General features: G+C 45.2%; 17 protein-coding genes, 1 pseudogene and 1 CRISPR repeat array. Of the genes and pseudogenes, 13 read left to right on the top strand and 5 right to left on the bottom strand.

The features are described 5' to 3' along the window. Positions 1–145 precede the first annotated feature (145 nt). From cas1f to BZG83_RS12830, 8 genes and pseudogenes are all read left to right on the top strand, one after another. Positions 146–1,117, top strand: coding sequence for a type I-F CRISPR-associated endonuclease Cas1f (gene cas1f, locus BZG83_RS12865; protein WP_077481101.1), 972 nt, complete (start codon positions 146–148; stop codon positions 1,115–1,117). Then, positions 1,114–1,332 (top strand): annotated as a pseudogene (locus BZG83_RS12860) (hypothetical protein); the annotation flags it as partial. The gene cas1f and the pseudogene BZG83_RS12860, both read left to right, overlap by 4 nt. 304 nt (positions 1,333–1,636) lie before the next feature. Beyond that, entirely contained in the window at positions 1,637–2,035 is a 399-nt protein-coding gene (locus tag BZG83_RS12855; RefSeq protein ID WP_077481099.1) for a hypothetical protein, read from the top strand. Next, positions 2,032–2,331, top strand: a complete 300-nt coding sequence (locus tag BZG83_RS17135; RefSeq protein ID WP_077481097.1) for a YkgJ family cysteine cluster protein — start codon at positions 2,032–2,034, stop codon at positions 2,329–2,331. The genes BZG83_RS12855 and BZG83_RS17135 overlap by 4 nt, the downstream gene beginning before the upstream one ends. Beyond that, positions 2,318–3,130, top strand: a complete 813-nt coding sequence (locus tag BZG83_RS12845; RefSeq protein ID WP_077481095.1) for a GTPase — start codon at positions 2,318–2,320, stop codon at positions 3,128–3,130. Before BZG83_RS17135 ends, BZG83_RS12845 begins: the two co-directional genes overlap by 14 nt. A 34-nt stretch (positions 3,131–3,164) precedes the next feature. Continuing rightward, positions 3,165–3,584: a hypothetical protein gene (locus tag BZG83_RS12840; protein ID WP_077481094.1), complete on the top strand. Its 420-nt coding sequence runs from the start codon at positions 3,165–3,167 to the stop codon at positions 3,582–3,584. Between the two features lie 12 nt (positions 3,585–3,596). Then, complete coding sequence (locus BZG83_RS12835; protein ID WP_077481092.1) at positions 3,597–5,288, top strand: dynamin family protein; 1,692 nt, start codon at positions 3,597–3,599, stop codon at positions 5,286–5,288. Positions 5,289–5,291: 3 nt separating this feature from the next. After that, the gene (locus BZG83_RS12830) at positions 5,292–6,830 is read left to right on the top strand and encodes a GTPase (RefSeq protein ID WP_077481090.1); all 1,539 of its coding nucleotides are present in this window, start codon (positions 5,292–5,294) and stop codon (positions 6,828–6,830) included. Between the two features lie 9 nt (positions 6,831–6,839). Here the strand turns inward: BZG83_RS12830 and BZG83_RS12825 are convergent, their stop codons facing one another. Then, entirely contained in the window at positions 6,840–7,187 is a 348-nt protein-coding gene (locus BZG83_RS12825) for a type II toxin-antitoxin system RelE/ParE family toxin (RefSeq protein WP_077481088.1), read from the bottom strand. Next, the gene (locus tag BZG83_RS12820; RefSeq protein WP_077481086.1) at positions 7,156–7,392 is read right to left on the bottom strand and encodes a TA system antitoxin ParD family protein; all 237 of its coding nucleotides are present in this window, start codon (positions 7,390–7,392) and stop codon (positions 7,156–7,158) included. Before BZG83_RS12820 ends, BZG83_RS12825 begins: the two co-directional genes overlap by 32 nt. A gap of 506 nt (positions 7,393–7,898) precedes the next feature. Between BZG83_RS12820 and BZG83_RS12815 the strand changes: the two genes are divergently transcribed. From BZG83_RS12815 to BZG83_RS12800, 4 genes are all read left to right on the top strand, one after another. Further along, positions 7,899–8,207: a helix-turn-helix domain-containing protein gene (locus tag BZG83_RS12815; RefSeq protein ID WP_077481105.1), complete on the top strand. Its 309-nt coding sequence runs from the start codon at positions 7,899–7,901 to the stop codon at positions 8,205–8,207. Then, the gene (locus BZG83_RS12810) at positions 8,191–9,450 is read left to right on the top strand and encodes a type II toxin-antitoxin system HipA family toxin (RefSeq protein WP_077481084.1); all 1,260 of its coding nucleotides are present in this window, start codon (positions 8,191–8,193) and stop codon (positions 9,448–9,450) included. The genes BZG83_RS12815 and BZG83_RS12810 overlap by 17 nt, the downstream gene beginning before the upstream one ends. A gap of 166 nt (positions 9,451–9,616) precedes the next feature. Continuing rightward, a CRISPR array of direct repeats spans positions 9,617–9,884; the repeat unit is 28 nt; unit sequence GTTCACTGCCGCACAGGCAGCTTAGAAA. 296 nt (positions 9,885–10,180) lie between these two features. Then, positions 10,181–11,917, top strand: a complete 1,737-nt coding sequence (locus BZG83_RS12805) for a methyl-accepting chemotaxis protein (protein ID WP_077481082.1) — start codon at positions 10,181–10,183, stop codon at positions 11,915–11,917. A gap of 170 nt (positions 11,918–12,087) precedes the next feature. Then, positions 12,088–13,068, top strand: a complete 981-nt coding sequence (locus BZG83_RS12800) for a VirK/YbjX family protein (RefSeq protein ID WP_131825088.1) — start codon at positions 12,088–12,090, stop codon at positions 13,066–13,068. An 81-nt stretch (positions 13,069–13,149) separates the two neighbouring features. Here BZG83_RS12800 and BZG83_RS12795 read toward each other — a convergent pair whose 3' ends face one another. The 3 genes from BZG83_RS12795 to rrtA all read right to left on the bottom strand — a co-directional run bounded on the left by BZG83_RS12795 (position 13,150) and on the right by rrtA (position 15,339). Next, positions 13,150–14,046 (bottom strand): DMT family transporter, encoded by an 897-nt coding sequence (locus tag BZG83_RS12795; RefSeq protein ID WP_077481080.1) that lies wholly within the window; start codon positions 14,044–14,046, stop codon positions 13,150–13,152. 119 nt (positions 14,047–14,165) lie between these two features. Beyond that, the gene (locus tag BZG83_RS12790; RefSeq protein WP_077481078.1) at positions 14,166–14,648 is read right to left on the bottom strand and encodes a DUF2780 domain-containing protein; all 483 of its coding nucleotides are present in this window, start codon (positions 14,646–14,648) and stop codon (positions 14,166–14,168) included. Positions 14,649–14,721: 73 nt separating this feature from the next. Further along, positions 14,722–15,339 carry a rhombosortase gene (gene rrtA / locus BZG83_RS12785; protein WP_077481076.1) on the bottom strand — a complete coding sequence of 206 codons (618 nt, stop codon included), beginning with the start codon at positions 15,337–15,339 and terminating at the stop codon, positions 14,722–14,724. Positions 15,340–15,500: 161 nt separating this feature from the next. On the opposite strand from rrtA, the gene BZG83_RS12780 reads away from it, so the two are divergent. Then, the coding region (locus BZG83_RS12780) for a prolyl oligopeptidase family serine peptidase (RefSeq protein WP_077481074.1) at positions 15,501–17,224 on the top strand (1,724 nt) is incomplete at its 3' end.

Genomic DNA, 17,224 nt, shown 5'->3' with positions numbered 1-17,224 from the left:
ACTTACATCTACATTAATAAAGCGATCTCCCTTCAAACCCTAAACTGTGCCTTGTTTCACGGGCATGCATTGCTATTTTTGTTACCTTTCTAGCGCTTGTGAGTGATGTGCCTTGTCACTCGGGACAATCACGAAAGGGACATCCATGGACGATCTCTCGCCCTCGGATCTTAAAACCATCCTTCATTCTAAACGCGCCAATATGTACTACCTCGAGCATTGCCGTGTGATGCAAAAAGACGGGCGTGTGTTGTACTTGGCGGAGGCGAAACGCGAAAACCTCTACTTTAATATCCCCATTGCCAATACCACGGTGTTGTTGCTCGGGACTGGCACATCAATCACCCAAGCGGCGATGCGTATGCTCTCGCAAGCGGGCGTGTTAGTTGGCTTCTGCGGAGGTGGCGGTACACCACTGCATATGGCAACTGAGGTTGAGTGGTTTACACCGCAAAGCGAGTATCGACCTACTGAATTTCTGCAAGGGTGGTTGTCATTTTGGTTTGATGATCAAAAGCGATTGGACGCTGCGCGAACTTTTCAGCTGGCACGCCTGAGTTACTTAAAGCAGGTCTGGCAAGCTAGCCGTGAGCTCAAGCTTGAAGGGTTTGATGTCGCCGAATTGGCCGGCGCACTCGATACCTTTGTGGCGCGAACCGACAAAGCCAGCAAGCCGGCTGATTTATTGCTTACCGAAGCGCAGCTCACCAAAGCGCTCTACAAACACGCTGCCAATCGCACGCAAAAAAACGGTTTTAAACGCCAGCATGAGGCGGACGATCTCGCCAACCGCTTTTTAAATCATGGCAATTACCTAGCTTATGGCTTGGCGGCGAGTTGTTTATGGGTGCTTGGGATCCCGCACGGATTTGCGGTGATGCATGGCAAAACCCGTCGCGGCGCGCTGGTGTTTGATGCCGCGGACTTAATCAAAGATGCCATCGTGCTGCCTTGGGCGTTTATATGCGCTAAAGAAAACGCCACCGAACAAGAGTTTCGCCAGCAAGTTCTGCAAGCCTTTATTGAACACARAGCGATGGACTTTATGTTCAACACCATCAAAGCCATTGCGTTGCAAAACGACTCCGACGATGAGATGACGGAGCCGCAACGATGATGGTGACCTTTATTTCTCAGTGCGAGAAAAAGGCACTGAAGAAAACTCGCCGCGTGCTTGATGCCTTTGCTAACCGAATTGGTGATAACACCTGGCAAACACTGATCACCGAAGATGGCTTAAACACGGTGCGAAAAATGCTGAGCAAAACCGCCAGCCGCAGCACCGCGGTCAGTTGTCATTGGATTCGTTCTCGCTCACGTAGCCAGCTTTTATGACTCGAATTCGGTAGTCAGAGCTTCATAACCGTTGTATCAGAACATCAACGACGATTGCTGAAACGTTGGGTCAGTTGTACGAAGCGGTTTATTTCTAAATTAGGTGTGGAAACTCGGATACATCCAGTGCAATACTGGTCGATTTTATTCTGTTTTTCAGTGCAAAATGTGATAAGTTTCAAGGATGTGAAAAATTAAAATGCACTGCTTAAGTGTTAGGTTTAACTTTTATCTCAAGTGTTATATTAAAATCGAAACTATATCAGAAAAAACTATATTTTAAATTACCATAGGAACGAATATGTTTTTGAACCGTTTATCAACAGATGAAAAGGAAGCATTTCTTGCTCTTGCCCATCATGTTGCGCATTCTGACAATGACTTTTCAATGGAAGAAGAAGTCTTGATTGCGAAGTACTGTATGGAAATGCAAATTGACGATATTGAGTACGATGCAGTAAGGTTTGATCTAGCATCAGTGCTCAATACTTTTGAGTGTGATAGCCATCAGAAAATTGCGTTACTTGAGTTAATGGCGCTTATTTATGCGGATGGAGAAGTTGCCAAGCAAGAGCAGCAACTATTGAATGATATGATTACGCACTTTGGACTCAATCCAAACTTGGCGATTGTTTATCGTGAGTGGTCTAAGAATATCTTATCTCTATTCACCCAAGGTGAAGCATTGATCCACCTATGAGTTACCCGTGCACCCGTTGCGGCTTGTGTTGCCAACAAATTCAACATGTACCTGAGTTGAAAATCTTTCACAATGGTGATGGTATTTGCTTGTACTTGAATGCTGATGTTGGCTGCACAATATATCAAGAGCGAGCTTTAATGTGCCGAATTGATGAAGGGTATCAGAAGCTTTTTGAAAACCAGTTTTCATTAACAGATTACTACCTTAAAAATGCTGAAGTTTGCAATTACATGCAATTGGAATCCGAACTTCCAAGTCATTACAGAGTTAAGTTAAAAAATGGACAAACATAAACTATTGCAGTTTTTACCAACGAATGAGCAGAATGTAAACCGTTTGCTGTACTTGAAAAACAATGCGACTAAACCACGTATAGCAGTGTTTGGGAAATATAATCATGGAAAAAGTACATTATTAAATGCAATGGTAGGAGATGCGGTTTTCAAAGTAGAAGATAAACGCGAAACCATTGAGAACAAAGAGCTTGAACAAGAACATGTTATTTGGATTGACACCCCTGGGCTTGATGCCGATGTACGTAAAGAAGATGACAAATCTGCCATTAAAGGTGCGTTTGAAATGGCTGACTACTTGTTTTTAGTTCACCAAGCTCAAGCGGGTGAGCTAGATAAATATGAGATGCAAATTTTCCAACAATTAGCACGTCAGGACAAGAATTACAGTAAGAAGATGYTTTTAGTCTTAACGCAAATCGATCAAAAGTCTGCCGATGAAGTAGCTATTGTTGAGGAGAAAATTCGCCAACAATTACTAGGGAGTCTTGATTTACGTGATTTACAAATCATTTCTGTGTCAGCGCATCGTTATAACAGAGGTCTTCAAGAGGACAAAGCGGTTTTCTGCGAAAAGAGTGGTATCCATGCGCTCTTTGATCTGACTGCTACTTTAGTGTCTGAGGTTGATGAATTACGCAAGAAAGAAATGAAACGCTTGAAGTCTAAACTATTGCTGGATTTTTCTGCGCAAAAAGAGGCATTGAATGCAGAGTTAAAAGGGCTACGCTCTCAGCAGAGCAGTGAACTTAGTATGTTAAAGCGTGACGTAAAACAATTATTAGCAGACTTGGTTTAACCAAGAACAGTAATGTAAATAGTAGGAGTTAATTATGGCTATTCCTTGGTTAATTGGGGCTGCAGTGGTAGGTGTCGTTGGTATTGTCGGTGCCGCATTATCTGATGATGATTCAAGTTCGAGTACTAGCTCGAGCTCACGAGAATTAGAGCGAGAGAGAGGGAGAGCAGAATCTGAACGAAAAGCAAAAAGAGCACAAGCCGAACGAGAAGAAAAAGAGCGGAAAATTACAGAACAAAATCGAGCGCACGCCAATCGTTTTATTAATAAATATAGTTTATCGATTTCAGCAGACTCATTAGTCGCGGCATCAAAAAATAGCAATCTTGAAGGTATGGTAATTCAAGCATTTCAAGAAAGCAAAAAATCGACTAAACAGGCACGACAAATCGAACAGATTAGTAATCAGATAGAAGAGATGAAGCAGCTTGAAAACGATTTAATCAATTTGTAAGAGAATGGAAAAATGACCAATAGCAACCCGTTTCTTACTGCGTTAGAAAAATTTAAGTCAGACTTCAAATACATATCGGATAAAGAGCAGGATCTAGTTGAAATAAAATCCGCTTTGGTTGTAGAGCTTACCCAAGCAGCTCAGTTTAGTAGTAAGCATATCAATGAGCAGCATCCATTGTTTAAATTGGCAACACAACTAAAGGCTTCCATCTATCAAGGCGTACTAAGTTGGGATGCAAAATTAGAAGAGGCGTCACCAATGCGAGCGCTCAGCGAGCAGTTTGCTGATCGTGTTATTTTACTTGTATTTGGCAAAGTGAATGCAGGTAAAAGCTCGTTTTGTAATTACTTAACGGGTCTATTTGCTCCTGAACAGATTAAGCGTTTTTGCTTTAAAGACGGCAAAGTTAAATATTTTGAGGGTGCGTTTGCCGAAGGTGTTACCGAAACTACCGCTCAGATCCAAGGTGTAGAGCTGGGCTCAAACTTGGTGCTATTAGATTCACCGGGGCTTCACTCGATAGTGGATGAAAACGGTGATCTCACTCGTCGCTATACCGACAGCGCAGACGCTATTTTATGGCTTACGCCATCAAGTTCTCCAGGGCAAGTACAAGAATTGCAAGATCTCAAGCTTGAGCTTGAAAAGAAAAAACCATTACAACCCGTCATCACGAAAAGTGACGTATTGGTAGAGGATTGGTGTGATGAGGCGGAAGACCTTATCCAAAAAGTGGAAAATAAATCAGCCCAAGTTCGCCAATTGCAGCAAGAAGATGTGCATAGCCGAGTTACGGCATTAGGCGGTGTTGATGATTTGAAAGAAGCGGTATCCGTATCGGTTCATGCGTACAAAACACTTACAGCGACCTCTGAGAACGCATTACAAGAGGCTGGCTTGCAAGCGCTGTTTGAACGCCTGGTAGTAATAGTGAACGAAGCTAACCAATATAAGGTGGTTAAAGCTAAGCGCCAAATGATTAACTTCTTGGATGGTGAAGTACTGCATTCATTGAATGAAAATGTTTTACCGCAAGTGCAAGAGTTGCAGCAACTACTAACAAAAACAACGTATAACTTACGCCAAAAGCAAAATGTGATGTTGAGCCAGATTCTTGATAACGTACTGTGTGAAGTACCCTTAATCGTCGATAAGCACATGAACAACCGTGATAAAGAAGCGATAAGTCGTGAGCTAAACCAATTGATTGAAGAGCAAATCAGCAATACGTTGACGCAGGAGCTATCTGGCTACGTTAACAATATTCAGCGTGTTTCAGGCGATCTGTCGAGTGGCAGTTTAGGTGATTTTGATGATATCACTATTGACGTCAAACAGGTCACGGGTAGGCGAGCGTCGAGTATCGCTTCGAGTGCTGCTGGATTAGGCGGGGCAGCTGCTGGGTTTGCGGTGGGTGGACCTATTGGTGCTTTGATTGGTGGTGCGATTGGCTCTTTTGGCGGCAATAAACTCGGTGAACGAATCTTTGTCGAAATATCCACTCACAAAGAAGCGGTTGGGGTATCGCCAGATCAAGTCATCCTAACCACATCAGCAGCAGTACGTCAGCAATTGCCACAATTGGTAGAACACGTCTTTCGTGATGTGCAAACATCTTTCATGCCCTTACAGCAATACGCTGATTCCATAGTAATTGCGATTGAAAACTGTGCTTCAAAAACTCAAGCATTGAAGGTATAAATTATGAGAAATCCATTTGATGAAATAACTCAGAACCTTGATGAATCAAAGTGTTTAGTTGGCGCCTATCATCCGAATAATCAGATTGATCGTGTTTATGCCGAGTTAAAAGAAAAGCTAGATGATAACACTCTGCAAGTAATGCTTTATGGTGCGTATAACGCAGGCAAAAGTACATTGATCAATGTGCTTATTGGTCAAGAGAAAGCAACCGTAAATGACATTCCGACCACCGACACGGTTGATTACTATGATTGGAACGGGTATCGACTCTTAGATACTCCAGGCGTCAACGCTCCCATTGAGCATGAACAGACTACAATTGAGCAGATTAAACGTACTCAAGTGATGTTGTTTGTCATCCGAGAAGGGGACCAAGATTCAAAGGACCTTTATCATCGATTATTTGAAATGATTAAGCTGAATAAGAAAATTTTCATTGTACTTAACCATCAGCTTACGAACGATTCAGATAAAGCAACAGCTTATCAGAAGATCCTTCAGGTTCTTTGTCATAAAGCTTCTGAATATGGCGTGAGTAATGAAAGCATTCAGCATATTAAAGTGTTACCAATGAATGCGAAAACGGCATTGACGGGACGTTTAAAAGATAATCACACTCAGTTGCTTGAACGCTCTGGTTACAGTGAGTTCATTGAGGTGTTTAATGACTGGTTAAAATCAACAGACAACCAAGACAATCAACTGTCAGCAATTCAGAGTGCAGTCAATGAACTTTGGTACCAGCCAGCGGTAAACCAACTGTCCACGAAGGACACCACAGAACATAACGAGCTATTGATGCGTTGCCGAGAAGATAAGCAAATGCTTGTAAGTCGCCAACGATCGTTAGTAATAGAAGCAAGAAATATGATCAGTCATGAACTGATGTTGATGAAGTCTGATATCAGTGGCTGTATACAGAGTACACAAGATCAAGCGCAACTTGATAGCCAGTTACAGCGTTTAATTGACCCAATTGGAGACAAGCTAGAAGCGTGGATCAACGATAGTTTGGGTGAAGTTAAGGGTCTACTAAACGTTGAGGTTTCTTACCGCTTACAACAAAGCTTGAGCTCAAATAATTCTGAGTATCTAGACAAGGTGGCTAGAGGGCTTGGAAATATGGGCTCAGCTGACAATATCAAGGGTTTATTACTCCAAGGTCGTAAGTTAAAGATCCCGGGTTTAAAAGGACGATGGGAGAAAACGCTCGGTAAATGGGCAGGAAAAGGTGCAATCGCTGTTCAGCTACTTACCGCGTTATGGGATTTGTATAGCGAAGGCAAGGCGCAAGATAAGCAAAACGCTCAAGAGCGTCAAGCGGCTGTTAGTTTATATCAGGCAGTTGATGAGATCTGTTCAGTGGTTAAACGTGAGTATGGCAATACTTCTGAGCTGGTGATTACCGAAATCCTCAATGCTCAGATTCGAGCACTTGATGATGAAATCGCAAAAATTACAGCAGAAGAAAATCAAACTCAACAAGATTTGCAACAAGTGCTGGACTTTCAGAATAAACTCAGCTCGATTGGTTATTAGGGTGCGCCGCTAGCGTGGATTCGGCGTCGCGCCGATGATCTTTAAGTCAGCTTTTCTGCGCTTTTTCATCGTCGCGTAGAAATTCTCGTGCGAGCTGATATTAAGCAGATAGAGCTCGAGTTTGTTTTCAATCCAAGCGTAGCCCAGTAACACTTCTTGCCTATCGAGCTTGAACTTGTGCACCCAAAGATAAGACAGATCGCCTTTTTTCTGGGTGCCAAGCGTGGGATCTTCAATGATTCTGTCTATCTCGTCCTCGACCACTTCACATTGCGCCTCGGACAACTTGTTCATCTGCTTTTCAAAAACACGAGAGACGAAAACATCAATCGGATTGTTTTGGGGTCCGTCGCTCATAACGTTTTACCTTACCAAGTTTAACTTCTTCAGATGCAATTAGCGCCTCTTGCACAAAGCTGTAGGGTAAATCAGGGTTCTCAGTCATGATTTTCCCGATTTTTGCCCAGTACTCAATTTGCTTGGGCACAGAGCGCATTTCAGCCTCTGCATACACTTTTACATCTGACACAAACTCATCATCTAACCGTACACTGGTTGGCATGATTCACTACCTCGGTTATAAATCTTTATTGGTTAATATGCGACAAAATGTCGCGCCTTGCAACATGTTTAGAACTGGCATATCTGGCGTGACTTAAGACGGCTCTGCTTCAACATATGTGATAAGTTGATACCCTTGCGACCCTTCTTTTTTGGACGTTCAAAAATAAACAATAAATACAAATCGTTACGGAAAGCGATTTTTAACAAGGGTAAAAGGCCATTTTTATCCTAACGGCCTGTTGTAACAGATGATTGTTAAGTTATTCTATGGTTCACTGCCGCATAGGCAGCGTAGGTGACACAAGCGCCGCTACGGTGTTGGATATATAAAAACTGTCAATGGGCGCCTGTCACGATTAGCGCTTATATCAACCGATATAAATGCACCATGCTAGTCTTGATGTTGTGACTTATTTAAACAATGAATACGTTGTAATTTCTTAAAGAACAACTAATATGTTGTTTGTGAGCCATAATACAATATTAAAGTTGTTTGGGGGTGTGATGGTGTCACTAAAAGATATAGCGCGCGCATTGCAAGCCCGTCGCAAATCACTTGGGCTAGAGCAGTCTGACATGTACATGCGTATTGGCATGAAACAACAGCAGTATCAGCGAGTAGAGGCGGGGAGTGATGTTCGGTTATCGACTTTGCTGCGCGTGCTTGAAGGGCTCGACCTGACATTAACGCTCGAGCCCAAAGCATCTCAGATGGTTGATGAGTCGGTAAACCTCGATCGTTATAAAGATGATGATAACGACGATCTCGACTTTTGGTTAGGGACGGATCATAGCGATGACCAAAACCAGTGAAGACGTTGAGGGGCTGAACATTCAACTGCATGGCGTTGATGTAGCTGTTGTTACGCACTACGCGGGCGGGAAGAATATTCTCACGTTCAATCCGGCGTTTATCGCCACCTCTCAGCATGAGCGTTTGACTTTTTCGTTAAGGCAACGTCGCGATCCGCAATACTTACATACACCACAAATTCGCACGGACAAACTGCCGCCAGTGCTCTCCAATTTGCTCCCAGAAGGCGCATTGAGAGACGTCGTGTCAAAGGCATTACAGTGTCACACAAACAATGAATTCGCGATACTGGCATACATGGGAAAAAACCTGCCCGGAGCCATTGTTGCAACGCCGATTAAAGCGGGTGAGCTACCGCGTTGGGCATTGGCGCAAAGACTCTCAACCGCACCGCAGCAGATTGATGTTAAGCATGCTGATAACAAGTTTTCATTAGCCGGCGTACAAATGAAGTTTTCTTCATCGCACCGTGATGGTCGATACCATATTGATCACGACGCCAATGAAGACTCATGGATCATAAAAACACCCTCAACCGTGCATAAAGGCGTGCCTCTCAATGAGTTCACGTGTATGACGCTCACTGCGCAGGCCGGCGCCGTGGTTCCTGAAATACGTTTGATCAACGTGGCTGAGTTAGAGGGCTTACCCAATATTCAGCTACCAAACGAGCCTCTTGCGTATGGCATACAACGCTTTGATCGCGGGTCGGATGGCCGAATACATGCGGAGGATTTTGCACAGGTATTTGGCTTATATCCTTCAGATAAATATCAAAAAGTGAATTATGAGCAGTTGGGAAAAGTGTTATATCGCGAGAGCGCTAATGGGCGAGAAGACATACAGCAAATGGCACGCAGGCTACTGATTAATATCTTGCTCGGGAATGGTGATGCGCACTTAAAAAACTGGACGATCTGTTACCCCGACCGTATGTTGCCGCGATTAGCACCGCTTTATGATGTGGTCTTTACGCAGCCTTATATTGAATATGACAACATTGCGTTGAAAATGGCGAAAAGTAAGCGTTGGTATGATATTGGTTTGAGCCATTTTGAACGCTGGTCGCAAGATGTGGGTGTGCCGTGGCAAATGATCAAACCGCATCTGTTGGATACGATCAACTTGGCGAGAGATATCTGGCCAAATCAACTTGCGCAATTACCGATGTTAACGGAGCACAAAGCGATGCTACGTAATCATTGGAAAGCCCTGCACAAGGACTTCACCATCGATTCGTGAGCCAATCTAACGGAGAGCTAATCGGCACCTTCTTACCCTTCTTTTTTAGCCACTTAAAAATAAACAATAAATACAGCTAGTTACGGAATCCCTTTTTTAACAAGGGTAAAAGGCCATTTTTATCCTAACAGCCTGTTGTCACTGACGATTATTACGTTATTCTATTGTTCACTGCCGCACAGGCAGCTTAGAAAAACATGTCAGCGCAAGAATATAACAAGTTATTGTTCACTGCCGCACAGGCAGCTTAGAAATTGGTTCTTTGACACTCGATTTTTGTAATCAAGTTCACTGCCGCACAGGCAGCTTAGAAATTTCGTAGGGTGTTTATGACGGTCTTAAACTCGTTCACTGCCGCACAGGCAGCTTAGAAAATTAAAATGTCTTTATCACCTATGCGGGGGGAGTTCACTGCCGCACAGGCAGCTTAGAAATGATAAATTCAGGCCGCGGATCGTTCACTATCGCATTGGTAGCGGAACGAGCATTATGAATGGTTCGTTCATTAGTGAGGGTGTCTTGTTTTTCTACAAAATGACCAACTAACTATACTCTTTCGTAGCTTGGTATGTAACTCGACGTCTATCGTTAGATTTATTTCTATTGAGTAATCAAAAGGTAACTCGTCGCATGGTTATCATTGCCTAGATTTTCTAACCTAAGCCGCGATTCTCTTCTACGCTAACTCAGTAAAGATGTTTTTACGGATGTTGAGTGCTAGGAGTTGGGTATGAACATCAATAACACCATGAAGTTAGTGTTCTTTATTATTGGTGCAGGAATTGTTGTTAGTTTTGTCACGATCATCCAACTAAATGGGCTGATGAATAAAGTTGATGAAATGGCACAAGTTCGGTATGCCTCGTATCAAACTGCCGATGAATTAAGGCAAAGCTCTGATGATTTAACCCGTCTGGGGCGAACGTATGTTGTAACAGGTGACGATAAATACGAAAAGATGTATATGGACATCCTAGCTATTCGTAACGGTGAGAAACCTCGGCCCGTTAACTATCATACGATTTATTGGGATTTGGTATTAAATTACGGACAAAAACCTAAACCAGATGGTAAAACTATCTCTCTAGACCAGAGGATGAAAGATCTGGGGTTCACTGAAAAAGAGTTTGATTTTTTAAAACAAGCACAAGCTAACTCAGATGGATTAGTCAACATGGAAGTCAAAGCCATGAATGCGGTGAAAGGGCTCTATCCTGATAGTGGCGGTAACTATACCGTTCGTGGTGAACCCGACAAACAAATGGCGATTGAGCTATTGCATAGCTCTCAGTATCACCAAGAAAAAGCAAAAATCATGAAACCCATCGAAAGCTTTTTTATTGCGTTAGAAGAGCGCACAAGTGCGCAATTTGATGCCGCTGCCGCCAGTGTGAAAAAAACGGTACTAATCGGGAATATTTCGTTAGTCGTTGTGGTTGTTATAGCAGTGTTAGGTTATATCATCACTAAACGGAATGTCGTTAATCCGATTGATAGAATGGCGTCAACGCTCAAACAAGTGGATGATAATTCTGATTTAACACTACGCGTGGATGACACTAAGAATAATGAAATAGGTACGATTGGTAGTACTGTTAATAAAGTTATTGTTAGTTATTCTTCAACGATTGAAAAAATTAATAATGTGAATCATATGATTTCACAGATTACAGAGAGTTTGGTTAATATTACCGACAAAAATGCCAAAGTATCTAATCAACAAAACCAAGAACTAGAAATGGCGGCTACAGCAATGGAAGAGATGACATCAGCATTGGCAACAGTGACTGAAAATACATCTATGGCTGAAAAATACGCAGGAAGCACAGAAAAAGAGACGACCACCAGTAAAGAAATCTTTGATAAAACGACACTTGAGTTTGGGAGTTTGGAAACTGAGTTCACCAAAACATCTGAAGTCATTCAAGAATTGGCGGATGAATCGACCAATGTCGGTAATGTATTGGATGTGATCAAAGATATTGCCGAGCAAACTAATCTATTGGCGCTTAATGCGGCTATCGAGGCGGCACGTGCAGGTGACCAAGGCCGCGGTTTTGCAGTGGTGGCAGATGAAGTGCGATCACTAGCGCAACGCACGCAAAAATCGGCAGGTGAAATTGAAGACATGATTGGAAGTTTGCAGGGTAAAGCCGAGCAATCAACCCAAACCATTCGTGTTAACGCTGAAAAAATCGCATCCACGCGTGACAATATGACAACGGCTAATGAGGCGCTAGGTACCATAAAAGAATCCGCAGCCGAGATTCACCGCCTTAACTCTTCCATTGCTTCTGCTACTGAAGAGCAACTGTCGGTGAGTGACGAGATCTCTAGCAATCTCGCGAATATCAAGACGCTTTCAGTTGATATGAATGAAGCGATTGATCAATTGGGTCCGATTGTCTCCGATCTAAAAGATAATGTTGACTCACTCAGCAGTGCCATCAAACATATCCGCACATAATTAGAGAGTTGTTAGCGGATTGTTGAGCTTGGCAATCCGCTCTTTCATTACCACCGCAAAAACGTCCACGCAATTCTGATAGACACCGACAAACACTGACACTCTCGTACATTCTCACGACAGCCTTTTTTTGATTTGCTGATTATAGTCAACCCTCTTTAACGCGTTTTATGCAACAAAATGAAGTGGGTTTGGCCGTGATGAATATCAGTAAACAGCATCGAATGAGCCTTGTGGAGTGGGCTGAAAGAATTTATCCGAACAGCAAAGGATGGCGTGTAGTAAGTAAAAACTGGCGTTTTTGCGCGTTGGGTTCGGCATTTCCAACCATCTTGGAACGCATGATTGAGATTTTTAACGAGCCGTATTTGGCGCCGGTATTGGCTGACTATCCAGAAGTGATCACTAAACCGCTCAAACCGTACCTCAATGTCTCACTGAGCATGTCTGAGCGGGTTGCAATGCTGCATGACCATTATCGTTTTATGGCAAATACCTTTGGCCGTCATTGCAGCACCATTTTCTCAGTCGCGGGTCTGCCTCTTGTCAGCTTTACTGCCAATAATGGCCGTCAATATGGCGTGCGCTTTTATCGTGGTGCAATTCGCGAAGGGGCGCTGGGTTTGTCCTTGTATGACGTAGAGAGCAAGCAAGGCGTGTACAGCATTTCGTTCCACTTTAATCGTGAGGGGCGAGAACTCTATATCGGTGCCTTGCAAGGTCCGAGTGATAGCGTACCTGATCGTCATCAGATCATTAAAATGTTGACGAAAACGGCGCATGGGTTACGCACCAAAGCTTTGATGTTAGAGCTGGTGTTGATGCTGGGTCGTATTATGGGTGCCGAGCGCTGCTACGCGGTGTCTAATAATGGCCATATTTATAAAGCGATCCGTTACATCACTTCTAAACGGAATGTGGTGACGTTTGATTATGATAAGCTTTGGCGTGAATATGATGGCATGCCACTGAATCGATATATGTATACCTTGCCGATGCTGCCAATACGCAAAGATGTCACCCAGCTTAGCGGCAGTAAGCGACGTTTATACACCAAGCGATATGCTTGGTTGCATACCCTAGAGCAAGATTTACGCTTGGCGATCAACGCGCTGACGGAAACGCGTGCAGAAATGCATCACGTTGCCTGAACAGCAAAAGCAATAAGAACAGCAAAATGGCCTCTTATGAGGCCATTTTGCGCGTCACTCACAAAACTCGCGACGCGCGAACTACACCAAACGTCGCCGGAAGAGTCGGTGTCCCAAGGCATTGAACAATGCGCCAGCCACAATCAGCCCACCACCGAGATACGTCCATATGGAAGGCAGTTCTTGAAAGACCGCTATCCCAATTAAAGTAGAAAACACGATTTGCACATACGCATAGGCTGACGCTTCGCCAGCTTGCTGTGTTTGCATGGCTTTAGTGAGTCCATACTGGCCGATTTGAGTAAACACGCCTACTAACACCAATAAGAATGTGAGCGGCAAACTTGGCATCACAAAGTCTGGCCACATCAACACCATTGAGACCGGCAGGGCGACCATCGGGAAGTATAGGATGATTACCGAGCTGTCTTCGCTGCGACTGAGCTTTCGTACAATCACGTAGGCCACCGAACTTCCCAAGGCCCCCAGTAATGCGATAGCGACACTAAAGGGCGGAAGTGCGCTATCGATCGATGTATTGAGGTTGGGTTGAACCATCAGATAGAGGCCGCCCAAACACAGAGCAATGGATACTAAGGTGGCGCCTTGTAACCGCTCTTTCAGCACGATAAAGCCAAGTACCGCAGTAAAAACGGGGTGCATGTATTGCAATACAGTGGCTTCGGCGAGCGGTAGGGTGGTGACGGCGTAATACACGCACATAAGTGCGGCAGTCCCTAATACGCCGCGCAGCAATAGTAGCGGTTTATTATTGCCAAAGGGCGACAAGCCTTTTCGTTTGACATCTGTGTAGCTGATGATAAGCGACACCAACGCCCGTGCAGCGACAATCTCAAAAAGCGGGATACCATGTAGGCTGACATATTTAACACAGGCCGACATGACCGCGAAGCCGAACGCGGAAAGGAGCATAAAGCGGATCCCAATAGGGATCGCGGACAATGAAAAGGCAGGCATAATCACACCGGCTAAAACAACAAGGCCGCTATGATAACGTGTCTCGATCCGTTTTGCTTGAGAGAACGCACTAACGCGCGGTTAAGCGCCGCGCGTTAATAAAAACGTTAAAACGAGTGCTAAGGCCAAAGCCCTGTTAGCGCGCTCAGTAAACCCTCACTGGCGCCTTGTTGGCCTAAATACTCGAGTACAATCGGTACAAATTGTTGCAAGGTGGCCGCATCAATGCCGAGTGTGTCAGCCACGTTATATAAACTATCAAGCGAACCAATGTTATCGCCAATGCCACTGTCACCCAGTAATGACGAGAGGGAGGATAAATCAGGACGCAGACTTGCCAGCTCTTGCTGCTGGTTACCAGTGAGCTGATTCGCCGCCATCGCTAGCAGGGCACTTGCGCCGCCTGCGGCTTGCGTGGGGCTAACATCCACTTGCTCGGTAATTGCTTGTACAAGCGGCGATTCACTGGCCTGGTCGTCCGCAAATTGGGTCGCCATTTGGGTCATCACATCCGTGGTGGTATTACCTTGACCAAAAAACGCCTTACTGGCGGGAGAGATTAATATGGCAGCAAGCGTGAGTGCTGGCAGTGTCGCTTTCATAGAAGGCACCTATTATCAACCGAGAGTGATGTAGGTATAGCGGTAAATGGCGGTGAATGAAAGTCGCCGACCACTAAGACAGTGCAAGGTCGGTGTTTTTAGATGATATGGTTCTACGTTGGATTCGCTGTTTGATGGCAAAAAAGGCCAGCGCTCCGACGATTCCACCAGCATGAGCGAGGTGAGCAATATCGATACCTAACGCGGCACGCATGGGCAGGGATTGGCCCAATAGCGCATCTCCCACACACTTTACGCTGGTGATTAAGGCAATCCATTTCCCGCTAGGGGTGTGAATAGTGCTTATTCCTCCATACATAAATAATCCATACAACACCCCGGATAGACCCATATACTGCTGATAGGGACTCCACCACATCACCAGACCAACCACACACGCAAGCCACAAGATCAGCGACGCCAGCGTACCGGCGCTGATATGGCGATAAAACATCAGGCCGAATACGCCTAATCCCGTCATGTTGGTCAGCAGATGGAAGAGGTTGTGATGAATAAAATTACCCGTCACCACGCGCCACGCTTGGCCTGAAGCCAGTGCACTGCGCTGCCACATCCACGTCTCGGCAAGTGACGAATAATGAACACCCACACACACGAGTGCGACGATTATCAGCAATCCAAGTGTTTGAGTTGGCACGTGTAGGGTGATAGGTCGTTTTCGCTTCATCATTGCCTTTTATCTCGTTACAGCTTGAATAACAACGCGTTATTGCAGTCAATATGACTGAATGAGATCTGCCTCAAATAACGTTACAAATGATAATTGATCTCAATCGTATTTGCATCTATGATGCGCGCCCTGAACTTACCCCAATTTAATGTTTTTATAACATGAAGTTAGTGAATACGCTGTTAATCGGGCTTTTGTTTGTGTCGTCATTGAGCCATAGCGATGATGAAACGAATACGTTGTCGTCATTTTCGTGGCTGCAAGATGTGACCCATCAACAGGATAAAATTCGGTCATATCTGGAACGCCAAAATCAGCATGCACAACAGTCTCTGATGGCGAGTCAATCGCTTCGCGATGAGTTGTTGAATGAATGGCAGCGCACACCGAAAACTGGCTCCACACCTTGGTTAACGCGCGATGGTCGCGAATTTTTGCAAACACGGGTTAATGGTGAGCGCGTGCTGCGTATGCGCAAAGCCGTCAGCAAACAAGAAGCCGTTCGCGAAAAAGAAGCTGTTCGCGAAAAAGAAGCAGGCAGCGAAAAAGGGTCGACATTGCTCAACATTGAGGCGCGAGCTGCTGAGCATGCGTATTACCAGCTGGGAAGTTGGTCGTTAAGTCCCAATGGACAATGGCTCGCCATTGCCGAGGATATTCACGGTGAGGAAGACTACCGCATCGTGCTGATCAACTGCCAATCAGGGCAAACCGATATTATTGCCACCGAGGCTGATGCGTCTGTCATTTGGTCGCCGGATAATCAGCAGCTCTACTATGTCGGTAAAGACGCGGAAACTGCACGCCCATATCAATTGTTCCGCCATGAAATAGGCACCATCGGTGGCGATAGCCTGGTGTATGAAGAAGTCGATCCTGCGTGGTTGTTGTCGGTATACCGTGCTAGCCACACAGATACGGCCATTGTGCAAGTCAACAATGAATCGTCGACCGAACAGCGTCTGCTCCGTCTGAATGAAGGCAGCCTGTCTGCACCGCTCAAAGCGCGCCAACCCAATGTCGAATACTACCTCGATAAGACCGATGATGCGTTTTGGATGCTGAGCAACCACCAAGGAACCAAGCAGTTTTATCGTGCTGCCGTCGCGACGCCGAACGATTGGCAAGTCATTTATGCCCCCAAGTCGGGCGCTGAATTAAACACGTTTTACCTCTTCGAAGATGGCATTGTCCTCACCCAACAGCAAGAGGGTGAGCAGTGGTTTATCTTACTTAATGCAGACGGTGAGCGCGTGGTTAAGCAGCCTTTGGCGGCACAAGGGCAGGTCGCTTGGTTTGCGCGCGGAGGCGACTATGCGAGCAATCAGTTGTTTATTCGCAGTATGTCGCTCGTACAGCCACCACGATGGGAAGCGCTGGATCTTAAATCCGGCACGCGTCGTGAAGTCAGTGCCGATCATTACCCCGACTTTGACGCGTCTCGCTATCACTCTGAGCGCTTATACGTTGGACCGCATCGTATTCCTGTCACCTTGGCATATCGTAAAGATGCGCTGACCCCGTCATCGCCAGTCGTGCTTTATGGATATGGCGCGTATGGCTTTACCATGAAGCCGTATTTTATGCCGCAAACCGTCTCGCTAATGGACAGAGGCGTCATCTATGCGATTGCGCATGTGCGTGGCGGAGGCTATTACGGTGCAACATGGCACCAAGCGGGCAGCGGGATGAATAAAAAGCATGGCATCCAAGATTTTATTGATGTCGCCAAAGCGATGGGCCGCTATCAAGATGGACAACGTGCAGTCGCGGCTGTTGGCTCCAGCGCTGGTGGTACCTTGGTTGCCGCGGCACTTAACCAAGCGCCCGCAGCGTTTGCGGCCGCTAGCCTCAATGTTCCGTTTGTCGATGTGCTGGGCAGTAT

It is taken from the genome of Salinivibrio sp. PR919 (genome assembly GCF_001995355.1).
In the GTDB taxonomy this organism is placed as follows: domain Bacteria; phylum Pseudomonadota; class Gammaproteobacteria; order Enterobacterales; family Vibrionaceae; genus Salinivibrio; species Salinivibrio proteolyticus.
Note: the sequence above shows the minus strand (reverse complement) of the source record. Positions and strands in the feature narration are given on the sequence as shown.

What these genes read in the sequence shown, in the direction of transcription:
- BZG83_RS12795 (WP_077481080.1), bottom strand. Translation starts at nt 14,046, where the DNA reads ATGCCTGCCTTTTCATTGTCCGCGATCCCTATTGGGATCCGCTTTATG.
- BZG83_RS12855 (WP_077481099.1), top strand. Translation starts at nt 1,637, where the DNA reads ATGTTTTTGAACCGTTTATCAACAGATGAAAAGGAAGCATTTCTTGCT.
- BZG83_RS12810 (WP_077481084.1), top strand. Translation starts at nt 8,191, where the DNA reads ATGACCAAAACCAGTGAAGACGTTGAGGGGCTGAACATTCAACTGCAT.
- BZG83_RS12815 (WP_077481105.1), top strand. Translation starts at nt 7,899, where the DNA reads ATGGTGTCACTAAAAGATATAGCGCGCGCATTGCAAGCCCGTCGCAAA.
- BZG83_RS12790 (WP_077481078.1), bottom strand. Translation starts at nt 14,648, where the DNA reads ATGAAAGCGACACTGCCAGCACTCACGCTTGCTGCCATATTAATCTCT.
- BZG83_RS12805 (WP_077481082.1), top strand. Translation starts at nt 10,181, where the DNA reads ATGAACATCAATAACACCATGAAGTTAGTGTTCTTTATTATTGGTGCA.
- BZG83_RS12825 (WP_077481088.1), bottom strand. Translation starts at nt 7,187, where the DNA reads ATGAGCGACGGACCCCAAAACAATCCGATTGATGTTTTCGTCTCTCGT.
- rrtA (WP_077481076.1), bottom strand. Translation starts at nt 15,339, where the DNA reads ATGATGAAGCGAAAACGACCTATCACCCTACACGTGCCAACTCAAACA.
- BZG83_RS12800 (WP_131825088.1), top strand. Translation starts at nt 12,088, where the DNA reads ATGCAACAAAATGAAGTGGGTTTGGCCGTGATGAATATCAGTAAACAG.
- BZG83_RS12840 (WP_077481094.1), top strand. Translation starts at nt 3,165, where the DNA reads ATGGCTATTCCTTGGTTAATTGGGGCTGCAGTGGTAGGTGTCGTTGGT.
- BZG83_RS12830 (WP_077481090.1), top strand. Translation starts at nt 5,292, where the DNA reads ATGAGAAATCCATTTGATGAAATAACTCAGAACCTTGATGAATCAAAG.
- BZG83_RS17135 (WP_077481097.1), top strand. Translation starts at nt 2,032, where the DNA reads ATGAGTTACCCGTGCACCCGTTGCGGCTTGTGTTGCCAACAAATTCAA.
- BZG83_RS12835 (WP_077481092.1), top strand. Translation starts at nt 3,597, where the DNA reads ATGACCAATAGCAACCCGTTTCTTACTGCGTTAGAAAAATTTAAGTCA.
- BZG83_RS12820 (WP_077481086.1), bottom strand. Translation starts at nt 7,392, where the DNA reads ATGCCAACCAGTGTACGGTTAGATGATGAGTTTGTGTCAGATGTAAAA.